The sequence below is a fragment of the Flavobacterium sp. ZB4P23 genome (assembly GCF_003970375.1).
Classification (GTDB): domain Bacteria; phylum Bacteroidota; class Bacteroidia; order Flavobacteriales; family Flavobacteriaceae; genus Flavobacterium.
On record NZ_RYDK01000007.1, the window covers coordinates 165,986 to 178,868 of the forward strand.

14 protein-coding genes and 1 pseudogene are annotated in these 12,883 nt (G+C 33.2%); 11 read left to right on the forward strand and 4 right to left on the reverse strand.

Translation table 11 applies throughout. The annotated features are described in order from the left end of the window. Positions 1-167: 167 nt before the first annotated feature. Positions 168-1,211, reverse strand: coding sequence for an NAD(P)-dependent alcohol dehydrogenase (locus tag EKL99_RS12410; RefSeq protein WP_126462502.1), 1,044 nt, complete (start codon positions 1,209-1,211; stop codon positions 168-170). Between the two features lie 183 nt (positions 1,212-1,394). Between EKL99_RS12410 and EKL99_RS14710 the strand changes: the two are divergent. Together EKL99_RS14710 and EKL99_RS12420 are read left to right on the forward strand one after the other, a co-directional pair. Then, positions 1,395-1,827 (forward strand): annotated as a pseudogene (locus tag EKL99_RS14710) (DUF6526 family protein). 101 nt (positions 1,828-1,928) lie between these two features. Next, positions 1,929-2,498 carry a pentapeptide repeat-containing protein gene (locus tag EKL99_RS12420; RefSeq protein WP_126462505.1) on the forward strand — a complete coding sequence of 190 codons (570 nt, stop codon included), beginning with the start codon at positions 1,929-1,931 and terminating at the stop codon, positions 2,496-2,498. Here EKL99_RS12420 and EKL99_RS14915 read toward each other — a convergent pair. Together EKL99_RS14915 and EKL99_RS12430 are read right to left on the reverse strand one after the other, a co-directional pair. Next, positions 2,448-2,624, reverse strand: a complete 177-nt coding sequence (locus tag EKL99_RS14915) for an ATP-binding cassette domain-containing protein (protein ID WP_317125144.1) — start codon at positions 2,622-2,624, stop codon at positions 2,448-2,450. The two genes, EKL99_RS12420 and EKL99_RS14915, sit on opposite strands and share 51 nt — an antisense overlap. A gap of 202 nt (positions 2,625-2,826) precedes the next feature. Then, positions 2,827-3,237: an OsmC family protein gene (locus tag EKL99_RS12430; protein ID WP_126577056.1), complete on the reverse strand. Its 411-nt coding sequence runs from the start codon at positions 3,235-3,237 to the stop codon at positions 2,827-2,829. A 241-nt stretch (positions 3,238-3,478) separates the two neighbouring features. Here EKL99_RS12430 and EKL99_RS12435 point away from each other — a divergent pair, with 241 nt between their 5' ends. From EKL99_RS12435 to EKL99_RS12445, 3 genes are read left to right on the forward strand one after another with little or no spacing between them, the layout of a single operon-like run. Continuing rightward, positions 3,479-4,099 carry a hypothetical protein gene (locus EKL99_RS12435; protein WP_126577057.1) on the forward strand — a complete coding sequence of 207 codons (621 nt, stop codon included), beginning with the start codon at positions 3,479-3,481 and terminating at the stop codon, positions 4,097-4,099. A gap of 49 nt (positions 4,100-4,148) precedes the next feature. Then, positions 4,149-4,532: a hypothetical protein gene (locus EKL99_RS12440; protein ID WP_126462513.1), complete on the forward strand. Its 384-nt coding sequence runs from the start codon at positions 4,149-4,151 to the stop codon at positions 4,530-4,532. A 14-nt stretch (positions 4,533-4,546) separates the two neighbouring features. Further along, positions 4,547-5,014, forward strand: coding sequence for a PEGA domain-containing protein (locus tag EKL99_RS12445; RefSeq protein ID WP_126462516.1), 468 nt, complete (start codon positions 4,547-4,549; stop codon positions 5,012-5,014). A gap of 248 nt (positions 5,015-5,262) precedes the next feature. Here the strand turns inward: EKL99_RS12445 and EKL99_RS12450 are convergent, their stop codons facing one another. Continuing rightward, on the reverse strand, positions 5,263-6,321 hold the full coding sequence (locus EKL99_RS12450; RefSeq protein WP_126462519.1) for a sensor histidine kinase KdpD: 1,059 nt from the start codon (positions 6,319-6,321) through the stop codon (positions 5,263-5,265). Between the two features lie 635 nt (positions 6,322-6,956). On the opposite strand from EKL99_RS12450, the gene panB reads away from it, so the two are divergent. The 6 genes from panB to EKL99_RS12485 all read left to right on the forward strand — a co-directional run bounded on the left by panB (position 6,957) and on the right by EKL99_RS12485 (position 12,656). Further along, the gene (gene panB, locus EKL99_RS12460; protein ID WP_126554152.1) at positions 6,957-7,775 is read left to right on the forward strand and encodes a 3-methyl-2-oxobutanoate hydroxymethyltransferase; all 819 of its coding nucleotides are present in this window, start codon (positions 6,957-6,959) and stop codon (positions 7,773-7,775) included. Between the two features lie 91 nt (positions 7,776-7,866). Then, positions 7,867-8,556: an RluA family pseudouridine synthase gene (locus EKL99_RS12465; protein WP_197037243.1), complete on the forward strand. Its 690-nt coding sequence runs from the start codon at positions 7,867-7,869 to the stop codon at positions 8,554-8,556. 71 nt (positions 8,557-8,627) lie between these two features. Beyond that, the gene (locus EKL99_RS12470; protein ID WP_231507440.1) at positions 8,628-9,968 is read left to right on the forward strand and encodes a hypothetical protein; all 1,341 of its coding nucleotides are present in this window, start codon (positions 8,628-8,630) and stop codon (positions 9,966-9,968) included. 26 nt (positions 9,969-9,994) lie between these two features. After that, positions 9,995-11,323, forward strand: coding sequence for an aldehyde dehydrogenase (locus EKL99_RS12475; RefSeq protein WP_126564042.1), 1,329 nt, complete (start codon positions 9,995-9,997; stop codon positions 11,321-11,323). Positions 11,324-11,586: 263 nt separating this feature from the next. After that, positions 11,587-11,841 (forward strand): nitroreductase family protein, encoded by a 255-nt coding sequence (locus EKL99_RS14715; protein ID WP_255416381.1) that lies wholly within the window; start codon positions 11,587-11,589, stop codon positions 11,839-11,841. A 32-nt stretch (positions 11,842-11,873) separates the two neighbouring features. Beyond that, complete coding sequence (locus tag EKL99_RS12485; protein WP_231507442.1) at positions 11,874-12,656, forward strand: hypothetical protein; 783 nt, start codon at positions 11,874-11,876, stop codon at positions 12,654-12,656. Positions 12,657-12,883 lie beyond the last annotated feature (227 nt).

Sequence of the window (12,883 nt, forward strand, 5' to 3'; positions counted from 1 at the left end):
GCGCATTGAATCTCTTTGAAATCGTAGGAACTCTGAACAAAACAAAATACCTGATAAAATAATTATTGTCAACACTACTGTAGCATTCCTATTTACACATAAAAAAAGCCCCTAAAAAAGCCGAAATGTATCAGTTTTTTTTAGGGGCTTGGTTTTTAAACTTATTTTTACAATGTAGCCATGTCTATTACAAAACGATACCGGACATCTCCTTTTGTCATTCGGTCATATGCTTCATGAACATTTTTGATATCAATCATTTCTATTTCAGAAACAATACCATGTTCCGCACAATAATCTAACATTTCCTGAGTTTCAGGCAAGCCGCCTATAAGCGAACCTGCAAGACTTCTTCGTCCGCCTATGAGACTAAAAGCTTGAATTTCATAAGGTGTTGGTGGTACGCCCACACAAATATGCACGCCGTTTACTCTCAATAATGACAAATACAAATTTAAGTCGTGTGGTGCAGAAACAGTATCCAGAATAAAATCAAAAGAACCAGCTACACTTTCGAGTTGTTTGGCATCTTTAGTAACGATAAAATTATGTGCTCCTAATTTTCTGGCATCGGCTTCTTTATTTGCTGATGTACTTAACACGGTAACTTCAGCTCCAAAAGAAACTCCAAATTTAACCGCCATATGTCCCAAACCACCCAAACCAAGAACGGCTAATTTATGCCCTTTCCCAACTTTCCAGTGTCTCAATGGAGAATAGGTCGTGATTCCGGCACATAATAAAGGCGCTACAGCAGCCAAAGGCAATTTATCTGAAACTTGCAAAACAAAATCTTCATGTACTACAATGGTATTCGAATAACCGCCATAAGTAGGTGTTTTTCCGTCTTGTCCTAAAGCATTATACGTGTCGGTTCTTCCTTTCAAACAAAATTGTTCTAATCCCTCTTTACAGTTTTCACAACTTCTACAAGAGTCTACCAAGCAACCTGTCCCTGCTATATCTCCTATTTTAAACTTCTTTACATGACTTCCTACCTTTACCACTTTACCTACAATCTCATGTCCCGGAACCATTGGGTAAATCGATCCTCCCCAATCGTCTTTAATTTGGTGTAAATCACTGTGACAAACACCACAAAACAGGATGTCAAATTGTACATCATGTGGTCCAACTTCTCTTCTTTCGAAATCCCAAGGTGCTAAATCTGTCTTAGCATCTTGTACTGCGTATCCTTTTGTAGCTATCATTTTTTTTATATTTTCAATAAAATTATTGAATTTATCTTGAAAAACGAGTTATCGAAATGTTAAAGAAATCTAAAGAAATTATAAAGGTCTACTCCGTTAAAAAAAACCTCATAGTAATTGCATAGCCTTTAATGCTTTAAATCCATAGTTTAATTTATATTTAATTTTTTTTAAACTACATTAATGAAAGCACAATCTTATAAAAATCACATTCGGTACTATCCGCCTCATCATTTTATTCATTATCCAATAATCATGACATTGCTGCCTTCAGTATTTATTTTAGTTGTACCAAAAGAAGATTCTTTAATCTGGATATTTATTAGTGTACTCTTTGTCGTGCTTTTGCCTTGTTTTTATGTTGCGTCAACATTATGCGTTGATCCTACAAAACCGAATTGTCTATTTAGAACTTCGGTACCGTTATTTTTCTCTTACCGGAAAAATATTGGAAGATTTTTAACGTCATTTAAATGACGATCAGCTATTTTCGTTACGTTTTGCCTCAGATGATGAATTTCAAGCGTTAACTCTAAGAGCGCTGAATGAAAATCTTTCGGCAAAGGAAATTAAAAAAGCGATTCAGCACTGGAAAGCGGATTACGAAAGAGTTTAAAATTCCAAAAATAATAAGACTAATTTATCCAATTTAACAATTTCGAATTTTGTTTCTTTGTGATGAAAAGATAGCAATAAAACTGAATTTAAAACCACTAAATGCCCGAATATTTTCTAGATATTGAATACAAAGACATTACGTACAAGGAAGAGGAAGTCAATTTTAAGGAATTTGAATGCTGTACTTTTACAAATTGTAATTTCTCCCAATGCGTTTTTTTAGCGGTAACTTTCATTGATTGTACCTTCAATGACTGCACTTTTAGCAATGCTAAAATTAATTATGTGGCCTTTAGAACCGTAACTTTTAATCGGTGTGAAATCAAAGATGTCAATTTTGCCATGTGCGATAAATTAATTTTCGAAATCGCTTTTAAGGATTGTATTTTGGATTTCTCTAAATTTTACACTTTAAAAATCAAAGGAACCTCCTTCTCTAATTGTAGTCTTATTGCCGTTGATTTTATGAGCACTGATTTGACCGAAGTTGTTTTTGAAAACTGCGATTTATACCGTTCTGAGTTTGCTAAAGCAATTGCCAACAAAGCTAGTTTCAAAACAAGCTATAATTATACAATTGATCCCAAAACAACAAAATTAAAAAAAGCCGTTTTCGCTTTAGAAGGATTGAAAGGATTGCTCTATAAACATGAAATCATAGTAAAATAGTGCTTTATGAATCAATATCTGATCGTCATACTCCGTATCCATCGTAGAAAGCAAATACAACAACGTCGATTTTCCACAGCCAGATTTTCCTATGATTGAAACAAACTCTCCATGTTTGACACGCATATCCAGTGATAATTATTTAATGAAAGTAACATTAGTTTTATTTACAAGTTTTTAAATAGTTATTTTACTGATAATCAAAGAGTAATTATACGTTCATTAAGTAAAAAAATTTGTATTACTATTTTTTTGAAACATTCCTTTTACAGACATCAAAAAGGCTCGATTTAAAATTAAACCGAACCTTTTTGATGTCTGTATATTTTTAAACTAAGGAAGCAGTCGAAGAAATTGCAGCATTCAAAACTTTAGAAATAGGACAATTTTTTTCTGCTTTAGTTACTAATTGTTGAAAAGCATCTTCTGTTATTCCGCTAATTTTTGCTTGAAGCATCAGGTGCGAGGTAACAATGGATCCATCAACTAAATCAATGTCGCATTTGGTTTCGATACTTTCGATTTCAAACCCTTCTTCACTAATGTAGGCCGAAAGTTGCATCGTAAAACAGCCTGCGTGTGCTGCGGCGATAAGTTCTTCAGGATTAGTCCCCACTCCTTCTTCAAAACGAGATTTGAATGAATATTGGGTATCTTTTAGTGTGGTACTTTGTGTAGTTAGTTTTCCGGCTCCTTCTTTGAGTGAACCATTCCAGACTGCGGTTGCATTTCTTTTCATAATTATAAATTTTCTGTTTTCTCAAATTTAGTTCTTTTTAAAAAAAGAGTATAGTATATCCACTATTTTTAACTAAAATTTAAAATTAAATCAAAAAAAATTAACAAAAACGTGGTTAAAATAAATACTGTTTAATTTTAATAGTATCAGTAAATTCTTTATGTTTGCTTTTTGAAAAAGTATACTTTACTTACAAAAAAAACTAATTGACAACCAATAAAAAAAACTAATTAATCAGCAAATGAAATTAACTACAATTATTTTTTTATTATTGATTGTAATTTTACTAAATAGTTGTGCTTCAGGATACAAACCAATACAACCCGCTTCACTTAATTATATTTCGAACAACACACTTCATGGAGTAACGCTGGAATACAAATATGATTTATTAAATAAGAAATACGCAAAGAAAGAGACTAAAAAAGGGCTTCGACTAGTGGCTGTTAAAGTAAAAAACAACACTGAAAAAGATTTGGTTTTTGGAAAAGATATAAAATTAAATTTTGAAAGCGGAAATGAATTGTATCTATTGGAGAATGAAAAAACATTCAAATCTTTAAAACAAAGCCCAGCCTCCTATTTGTTTTATTTATTACTATCTCCAATTCAATTTTTTACCACAAAAACCAATTCAAACGGAATGACGGAGCAAACCAGCTCGACACCAATAGGACTGATTATTGGACCCGGATTAGCCTTAGGAAATATGATTGTTGCGAGTAATGCCAATAAAAAGTTCAAAACTGAGCTGAACGATTACTCCATTAATGGCAAAATAATAAAAAAAGGAGAAACTGTTTTTGGACTTATTACTTTTCAGTCTGATAATTATGGTGCTATTAAAGTTAGAGTAGAATAAAAATTACCCATATAATAATAATAATAATAATAACCAATTCCATCTGACAATGAAAAAATTATCTCTTCTCGTTTTTGTATTTTTAGCTTTTAGCTGTAGTCCAAAAATCACTTCTAATTTTGAATCTTCAGAAAAACCACTAACAATTGAAGACCCCGTAGCCTTTCTTGATGTTCATCATGCAATTCCTGAAGGTGCCAAAAAAATAGGAAATGCCAGATATCAGGACAGTGGTTTCACAACCGATTGTGATTTTAACTCACACCTGACAAAAGCCCGAAAATTAGCCCGAGAAAAAGGCGCTAATCTTGTAAAAGTAACCGAAAAGAGAACTCCCGATATATGGAGTCTTTGTTATCGCATCAAAGTAGATTTCTATTATTATGACGGAGACGTAACCACAATCCCCCAATATAAATTACAACTTAATTAATTATACACACTCTAATGAAAAAAACAATCCTTATTTCTACATTATCCCTAGCGCTACTAATGAGTAGTTGTGCTACAATTGTTTCCGGCTCTAAACAAAAAGTAAATTTTAGAAGCAACCCTGCTGCTGCCTCTATTTTTATTGATGAAATCGAAGTAGGAAAAACGCCTTTTGAAATCAAACTGGAACGAAAAAAAGAACATCATGTGATGATTAAATTAGAAGGATACCAAACTTTTGAAACTAACTTGACCAAAAAATTCAATGCTTGGTATATTGGAAATATTTTATTTGGTGGCTTGATTGGTATCATTGTAGATCCTATTACTGGAGCAATTTACAACTTAACACCTAAAGAAGTCAATGCTGAAATGAATAAAGGAACTGCTTTCAAAGTAAATAAAAGTGAAGTGTACATCGCTGTCGCTTTAAATATAGATCCAAACTGGAAAAAAGTAGGTCAATTAGAAAAAATAAACTAATACTAAGTATTTACACCAAAAGCTAAGGTGGCAAAAATATGGTATTAGGTGTACTAAAAAGCACCGGTTTTGCCGTTCTATTTTTATCCCTGTCATAAACTAAAAGCTGTAACGCTATTCCAAATCAAGAATAGAATTACAGCTTTTTTTTATATTGCACCTAGTAATCTTGTTGTTTACAGTGCTTAAAATATTTTCTCAGATTTCGTACGCCCTAAGAAGAACAAAAACACATTAGAAAACTATTTTTAGCCCTTTTTTGTATCAAAAACAATTGAAAAAGTAGCCCCTTTATTTGTCCCACTGCTTTGTGCATAAATTACACCGTTGTGTCGTTCTACTATGTTTTTGCACAAATACAATCCAATTCCTGTAGAAGGCTCATTTGAAGTGCCAGACATACTCATTTTAGTGAATTTTTTAAATAATTCGTCACTCTGTTTTTGAACAAAACCTACTCCTGTATCCTTCACTTTTAAATACAGTTTAGTGCCATCAAGATACACATGAACCTCAATTTCACTATTTGGGTAGGAGAATTTTATAGCATTATCAATTACGTTGACTAAAACTCGAATCAACAACTCATCGTCAATTGATAAAAGTGCTTCCTGAACGTCAATTGATAAAACTAATTTAATGTTTTTGACCACTAATACCTGATCTAATTGTTTTGCCACCATAGAAAAAACAGGTGAAAATTGAATTAGGGAGTCCTGAGAATTTCTTTTTATAATTTGATCTTGTTCCTTTAATAATGTGATAAAACTTTCAATATAATGAAATTGTTCACCACTGGATTGAACTATTAACTCCGCTAATTCTTTTATATAATCCGAAGAATCCTCTTCTAAAATAAGCAATGCGGCCGATTTTGAATTTCCTACAAAATTTCTTAGATCATGCGAAAGCAAATAAACTAAATCTTGTTTTTCAGTAATGAAATTTTCGTTATCAGCTATTGATTCTTGAATATTACTCATTAACAACCCTGCTTCATCCGAAAAATTAGTTGGCAAAGAAGGTATTGTTCTGTCTTTTCTATAGGCAATTAATGACCTGGAAGCTACCTCAATTGGTTTAATTAGTTTTTTTAAAAAAAATAAAGTGACCGCTGTTGCTAATAAAGTAATAATCAGCGCAAAAATTAAAATAGAATCGGCTGAAATTGTTTTACTTGCATAAAGCACAAAAAATAACAATCCAATTAATGGAATGTGAATGCCTATAAATGCAACAAACAGGAATTTGAAGGCATAACTATTTTTGAGAAAACCAATCCGAGACAATTTTTCATACAACTGCATAAATTTATTTTTTTAAAATGCAAATGTATTAGTAAAAAATTACAGAACCCAAAAATTACAATTAATTTTTATCTTATTTGTAACACACAATGAATATTCTAAAAATAACTCATCAAACTACTTTCTTCGAGTGTCAATAAGATAAATAATTTTCCAGTGGTTGTGTTTTTTGAAAAGTGTAAACGTATTTACCTCAGTATGACTTAGTGTACCATTAACATAAAACTCATACGTTGTCCAGACATGCTCCATGGCTCCGTTTATTTGAATGGAATACCTGAGAATTTTTTCTTGAAATTTTAAGCTATAGATTTATAAAATGCCCTCTGGTTTTTCATGAGAAAGCAAAGTGCCTTTTTCATTCTCAGCAATGGATTGCAATATCTTTGTATCATCACAAAGTAAATGCAATTGAGGTGAATCTCTGGCATGGAAGGCTTGAAAAAAAGTATCAATTACGCTTTGAACTTCTTGATATTGAGCCTACTAATATACTGAGGAGAGCAATAAAGTCAGTACTAGAATTTTTCGTATGATTACTTTTTTGATTAATTTGTATCCGATATAATATAAGTGCTACATTTTCAACCTAAAATTATACATTTTAGTACCTTTACACTCTCAAAAAAGGAAATATGTCTGTCGCAAAAAAAGATTATAAAAGAATTACAACAAAGTCATTGATTGAAATGAAGGCTAATGGAGAAAAAATTTCGATGCTCACCGCATACGATTACACCATGGCAAAAATCGTTGATACGGCAGGAGTTGATGTAATATTAGTGGGAGACTCCGCTTCAAATGTTATGGCTGGTCATGAAACTACATTACCTATTACGCTGGATCAAATGATTTATCACGCCTCCTCTGTGGTAAGAGCCATTGAAAGAGCTTTGGTAGTGGTGGATTTACCCTTTGGAAGTTACCAATCCGATCCTAAAGAAGCCTTGCGCTCTGCCATCCGAATCATGAAAGAAAGCGGTGGTCATGCCGTAAAACTAGAAGGTGGTAAAGAAATTAAAGACTCTATCAAGAAAATATTAAACGCCGGAATTCCAGTTATGGGACATCTAGGTTTAACACCACAATCCATTTATAAATTTGGAACCTACACCGTTCGTGCCAAAGAAGAGGAAGAAGCACATAAGTTAATCGAAGATGCTAAATTACTAGAAATACTAGGCTGTTTTGCCTTAGTTTTAGAAAAAATTCCAGCTCATCTAGCCGAAAAAGTAGCCCAAAGCATCTCGATTCCAGTTATTGGTATTGGTGCTGGGGGTGGTGTTGACGGACAAGTATTAGTAATTCATGATATGTTAGGAATGAACAACGAATTCAGTCCTCGTTTCTTAAGAAGGTATATGAATTTATATGACGGAATGACAACGGCCATTGGCCAATATGTTGCAGATGTAAAATCAAGTGATTTCCCTAATGCAAATGAACAATATTAAATTTGACTTCTTAGATGAGTAGCCTTTAAGAGAATTTGATTATTGTCGAATACTCTAAGAGTATTGGAAATCCAACAATCTAAAAATCCAAATGAAAATAATTTCTACTAAAAACAACCTTCAAATCCTTCACGAAGACAATCATCTTATTGTAATTAACAAACGTGTAGGAGATATTGTTCAAGGGGACAAAACGGGTGATAAACCCTTATCAGATGTGGTTAAAGAATACATCAAAGACAAATACAACAAACCCGGGGAGGTTTTCCTGGGTGTTGTACATCGCTTAGATCGGCCAACAACCGGAATAGTTGTATTTGCCCGAACCAGTAAAGCTCTGACTCGAATGAATGAATTATTCAGTACCCGTGAAACTCAAAAAACATATTGGGCCATTGTCAAAAACAAACCTGCCAAGCCCACTGATACACTCGTTCATTATTTAAAAAGAAACGAAAAAAACAATAGTTCAAAAGCGCACGAAAAAGAAGTCCCTGAAAGCAAATTAGCCAGTTTAGAGTATACAATTATCAAAGAACTAAACAACTACTATGCGCTTGAGATCAATCTTCATACTGGAAGACACCATCAAATAAGGGCTCAACTTTCAGCGATTGGATTACCTATAAAAGGGGATTTAAAATATGGTTTTGACCGAAGCAATCCGGACGGAGGAATCCATTTGCATGCTAGAAAATTAATGTTCATCCATCCTGTTACAAAGGAAAATATAAAAATAATTGCTCCTGCTCCAAATGATGTGATCTGGAATGCCATTTAATACTAAAAAAACAGTATTTTACTTTCAACCTTTCAATAACTCAATAATAAATATTCACAAAAACAAATTGTATGAAAAAACTACCTATTATTTTTTGTTTCATTTCGTTCTTAAACATGACCGCTCAAGACCATTTTTCAGGAATCAATATGTCTACTAGAGTCGGAATACTTAATGCCGGTATGAATCCTGCGGAACTGTCTAATTTAAGTTCAAAATATGAAATAAATATTTTTTCGGCCAGCGTAAATGCTTCTAATAATAAAATAGGATTTAGTGATATTGTTAATGGTGAAAACTTAGAAAATTTGTTATTTACAGGAAATACCCCTGTAAATATGCGCGTAGATGCTGAAATATACGGCCCAGGTTTTGCTATGAAAATGGATAAATGGGCTTTTGGTTTTACTACAAAAGCTGCTGCAAAATTAAATTTAATTGATATTGACCCACAACTTGGTGCGGCGATCAATACCGGAAATCTTATTGGTTCTTCATCAATAAGCAATGATTACAACCAACGTTTAAATGGAACAAGCTGGGGAGAAATAGGAATTTCAGCAGCCAGAAACGTATTTGAAAATGAAAACCATAAATTTAATGCGGGTGCTACCTTGAAATTATTATTTCCAGGCTCGTACACCAACTTAGGCCTGGATCAATTTCAGGGAACCATTAATACTATTGGTGCCGAAGCGTATTTAAATAATACTCAAGCGTCAATGAATATTGCGTATTCCGGGAACTTCAATGATGGTTTTACTGATTTTAATAATTACTCTGAATCCGTTTTTGGAAAACTAAACGGAGTTGCAGCTGATTTTGGTGTAAATTACCAATGGAAAGACCAAGACGGTTACAAAATAAATGCGGGTATCGCAGTGCGAAATATTGGTACGATGACCTTCAAGGATGATGCAAATTCCTCTACTAATTATGCATTAAGCATACAGTCTACTTTTTCTAACCCAAATGGTTTGGCATTAAGCCAATTTCAAAACACTACTACTTTAAAGGAAGTAGAAACCATTTTAGTAAACGACGGATACTTAACTAAAACCACATCCAGCAAAAACTTCAAAGTAACCTTACCTACTGTTTTCTCCGCCTATGCAGATATAAAAGTAATACCTAAATTTTTTGTTGCGCTTTACACACAACAAAAATTAAAGGATGACACCAGCGATAATCAGGTGACAACACAAAATGTGGTTTCTATTACACCTCGATTTTCTTTGAAAAATTATGAAATTTATTCCTCTTGGTCAGATAACGAAATTTCCGGAATTACTGGTGGTGTCGGGTTAAGAGTGTATGGCTTTTATATGGGATCCAGTTCTATAGTGACTGCTTTGGCCAGCGACAGTAAACAAGCTGATTTTTATGTAGGCTACCGACTTGGGTTAAAATAATAAATCTGTACCTTTAAAATCATAATATGAAAAATGAAAATAGTGTAGACTACCGAAAAGAATCTTTAAAAAAACTATTGCATACCATCATAAAACAGGAACAAGCAATTATTAAAGCGCTCTACGATGATTTTAAAAAACCAGCCTTTGAAGCCGTTTTAACAGAAACAAATTATGTCGTAAGTGATTTAAAAGAAACCATTAAAAACATTGATTCTTGGGCTAAACCCAAAAAAGTTCTCGCTTCTTTTTTGAATTTTCCATCGTCAGATTACATATATAGTGAGCCTTACGGAAATGTATTGATCCTTTCGCCTTGGAATTATCCGTTTCAATTAGCCTTATGCCCTCTGATTGCTGCTGTTGCTGCCGGAAATAAAGTAACCCTAAAACCCTCTGAACTTACCCCAAATACGTCTACTATAATAGCGAAAATTATAAATGAAACTTTCCCTGTAAAAGATGTCGTCGTCATTACCGGAGACGCGACTGTTGCTCAGGAATTATTAAAAAAACGTTGGGATTATATTTTTTTTACAGGAAGTGTTGCCGTTGGCAGAATTGTAGCAAAAGCTGCAGCCGAAAACCTAACTCCAGTTACGCTGGAATTAGGCGGGAAAAGTCCTTGTATTGTTGATGAAACTGCCAATTTAGAATTGAGTGCCCGCCGCATTGTCTGGGGAAAAATTATAAATGCCGGACAAACATGTGTTGCCCCTGATTACATAGTGGTGCACCATAAAATGAAAGCTACTTTCATAACTTTACTAATTCTGGAAATTGAAAAGGCACTAGGTCCAAATCCGGAAGAATCCCCTGATTACGCCAGAATTATCAATTTGAAAAACTGGCAACGCCAATTGCATCTATTGGAAAACCAAAAAATACTTTTTGGAGGTCAATACAATAAAGACACTTTATTCCTTGCTCCTACGCTATTGGACGAGCCAAAAATGGACAGTCCGGTGATGACCGAAGAAATTTTCGGCCCCATACTTCCTATACTCTCATACCATTCAGAGGCAGATATTGAAAAAATAATTTTAAGTTTCGAAAAACCATTATCCTTGTATTTATTCTCTCAAAACAAATCTTTTATTGCAGAAGTTTTACAAAAATATTCTTTTGGCGGTGGCTGTATCAATGATACCGTAATCCATTTAGCGAATAATCGCTTGCCTTTTGGCGGTGTTGGTACTTCAGGAATGGGAGCCTATCACGGAAAACGGAGTTTTGATACTTTTTCGCATAAAAAAGCCATTGTAAAAAGGGGGACATGGCTGGATTTACCCCTTCGGTATGCGCCTTACAAAGACAAATTAAAGACCTTTCAAAAAATATTAAAATGGATGTAACCCATGAAAAAACCGTCAGTGCATCCATAAAATACCGACGCTCAGTTCGGGTTTTTATAAATGAAACTATTGTGCGAAAAAAGTAAAAAAGTGTATTTACTTAGCCACAATATGGCAACAAGCTGGAAGCAGAATATTCAAAAAGAGAACAATTTGCTTTTCATTATTATCAAAAAATCGTTCCGTTGTTTTAATTTGATATCACAGGAATTATTGGAATAATCAAATTTATTGCATTTCAATTCATTGGGTTATTCAAACCCATATATGGACAGGTAAGACAAAGTGACATGCACATTGTAGCCCATAAAAGTGCCAGACTTACGGCACAAAATTTCATGATCAACATGACTGCTATAAACTATGATACGTGCCAAATGGAAGGTTTTGATTCGCTACGAATAAAAATATTACATTTACCGGCATCATCCGAAATTAATATGCTACTGGGTAGCGGAAAAGGAGTGTACGGAAAACGATTCAGAGTTCCTTTTGAATACGTTTATTTTGAAAAATAACAGAATAATTAACCCACTAAAACGACCAACAAATGTTGAAAACTACACAAAACCGAATACACGAAATAGAAAAAAATGGATATCCTTTAGATTTTGGAATCGTTTTTAACCATGCTTTTGAAAATTATAAAAAAATTGCGATTTATGCCGGTTTAATTATTTTTGTGTTTTTTATACTGCTGATTGTTTTTGTATCAGTAATATTTGTTGCCTTTTTTGATTCTGCCATGATACTGGAAAAAATGAAACCGGAAAATTTACAACCGGAAAATTTAAGTTTAAACTTTATTTTAATTGTATCCGGGGTTTCTGTTTTACTATCGAGTTTATTTAGTCCTATTAGCGCCGGTTTAATCAAAATGGCGTATTGTGCTGAAAGAGATGAAGAATTTCATGTATCAACCATGTTTGAATACTATAAAATATCGTATTTCAAAGAACTCTTCATTGCTACTTTACTAATTTCAATTTTTAGCACCTTACTATCATCATTGATTGACTATGCACAAATACCCTTCATCGGATTTATTATCACAGTAACTATAACATTATTCACGATACTGACCATTCCACTTATTATTTTTGGAAACTTAAATGCTATTGAAGCTTTAAAATCAAGCATACTAATCGTGGTAAAACAACCGCTTATTTTGCTGGGTTTATTGGTAGTGGGTGCCATTTCTACATTAGTGGGACTCATTGGGTGTTGCATTGGTATAGTATTTACAGTACCCTTTATGTATTCTTTATACTATGCGATTTATAGTGAAATTATTGGTTTTGAAACTACACTAGAACCGGAACAAATGTTCTAATAAAACCGCTTTTTACTAAAAGCCAGAACATAATTACAAGCTGATTTTGGCTTTTTGTAAAAAATAATCTTATATTTATTTTTTACAAAAAGCCAAATCTAGTCTTTAAACCTAACAAACAGTTTCTATGGTGTTATACTGTAGCTTATTATTTACCATTGACTCAGAGTCAATTTTATTCAGCGTTTATAATTCTTTTGCAATCAATAATTTTTTGTGGATTGTAA

What these genes read in the sequence shown, in the direction of transcription:
- EKL99_RS12485 (WP_231507442.1), top strand. Translation starts at nt 11,874, where the DNA reads ATGTTGAAAACTACACAAAACCGAATACACGAAATAGAAAAAAATGGA.
- EKL99_RS12465 (WP_197037243.1), top strand. Translation starts at nt 7,867, where the DNA reads ATGAAAATAATTTCTACTAAAAACAACCTTCAAATCCTTCACGAAGAC.
- EKL99_RS12445 (WP_126462516.1), top strand. Translation starts at nt 4,547, where the DNA reads ATGAAAAAAACAATCCTTATTTCTACATTATCCCTAGCGCTACTAATG.
- EKL99_RS12450 (WP_126462519.1), bottom strand. Translation starts at nt 6,321, where the DNA reads ATGCAGTTGTATGAAAAATTGTCTCGGATTGGTTTTCTCAAAAATAGT.
- EKL99_RS12475 (WP_126564042.1), top strand. Translation starts at nt 9,995, where the DNA reads ATGAAAAATGAAAATAGTGTAGACTACCGAAAAGAATCTTTAAAAAAA.
- EKL99_RS14915 (WP_317125144.1), bottom strand. Translation starts at nt 2,624, where the DNA reads ATGCGTGTCAAACATGGAGAGTTTGTTTCAATCATAGGAAAATCTGGC.
- EKL99_RS12420 (WP_126462505.1), top strand. Translation starts at nt 1,929, where the DNA reads ATGCCCGAATATTTTCTAGATATTGAATACAAAGACATTACGTACAAG.
- EKL99_RS12470 (WP_231507440.1), top strand. Translation starts at nt 8,628, where the DNA reads ATGAAAAAACTACCTATTATTTTTTGTTTCATTTCGTTCTTAAACATG.
- EKL99_RS12435 (WP_126577057.1), top strand. Translation starts at nt 3,479, where the DNA reads ATGAAATTAACTACAATTATTTTTTTATTATTGATTGTAATTTTACTA.
- panB (WP_126554152.1), top strand. Translation starts at nt 6,957, where the DNA reads ATGTCTGTCGCAAAAAAAGATTATAAAAGAATTACAACAAAGTCATTG.
- EKL99_RS12410 (WP_126462502.1), bottom strand. Translation starts at nt 1,211, where the DNA reads ATGATAGCTACAAAAGGATACGCAGTACAAGATGCTAAGACAGATTTA.
- EKL99_RS12430 (WP_126577056.1), bottom strand. Translation starts at nt 3,237, where the DNA reads ATGAAAAGAAATGCAACCGCAGTCTGGAATGGTTCACTCAAAGAAGGA.
- EKL99_RS12440 (WP_126462513.1), top strand. Translation starts at nt 4,149, where the DNA reads ATGAAAAAATTATCTCTTCTCGTTTTTGTATTTTTAGCTTTTAGCTGT.